This is a genomic window from Motilimonas pumila (genome assembly GCF_003596335.1).
GTDB lineage: Bacteria > Pseudomonadota > Gammaproteobacteria > Enterobacterales > CBDFNC01 > Motilimonas > Motilimonas pumila.
Genome location: NZ_QZCH01000146.1, coordinates 1 through 616, shown reverse-complemented (window position 1 = coordinate 616; position 616 = coordinate 1). Strand labels below are relative to the sequence as shown.

General features: G+C 59.1%; 1 protein-coding gene and 1 pseudogene. Both read right to left on the bottom strand.

The window, feature by feature from the left end:
• Positions 1–94, bottom strand: a pseudogene (locus tag D1Z90_RS21860) (cytochrome d ubiquinol oxidase subunit II); the annotation flags it as partial.
• On the bottom strand, positions 91–616 hold a 526-nt coding region (locus tag D1Z90_RS20950; protein WP_147378832.1), incomplete at its 5' end, for a cytochrome ubiquinol oxidase subunit I. The gene D1Z90_RS20950 and the pseudogene D1Z90_RS21860, both read right to left, overlap by 4 nt.

Below are 616 nucleotides of genomic sequence, written 5' to 3'. Positions count from 1 at the left end.
GGATGCCGATGCCGAGGTCAAAGCCGTCCATCACGACATAGGCGATAATGGCGAAGCCGATGATACAGGCCCAGATGACGGTGAGATCGATCATGACGATGCTCCCTCGATTATGGCCGGCGCGGGCGTGATGCCCGCGCTGCGAATAGGCGCATCGCCTAACGGCGTTTCATGCGCCTCAGGTGGCTTCTTCATCAGATGAAGCAGATACAAAATGCCCATGCCGAAAACGGTGAAATAGACGACCACAAATGCCAGCAAAGAGGTAGCGACCGCAGGAGCATCCAGCGGTGAAGCGCTTTGGGCGGTCCTCAACAGACCATAGATTGTGAAGGGTTGCCGTCCGACTTCCGTCACGATCCAGCCGGACAGCACTGCGATCAGTCCCGACGGCCCCATCAGCACAGCAAAGCGATGCAGTAGAGGCCAGTCGTAGAGCGCCTTGCGCCAGCGCGCGATGAGGCTCAGCATTCCGATCCCGAGCATCGCGAAACCGATCCCGACCATTACGCGAAAGGCCCAGAAGACGATACCGACGGGCGGACGATCAGCTGGTGGCACGGTGTCGAGCCCCCTCAAGGGCGCATCGAGTTTGTGCTTGAGAATCAGCGATGAC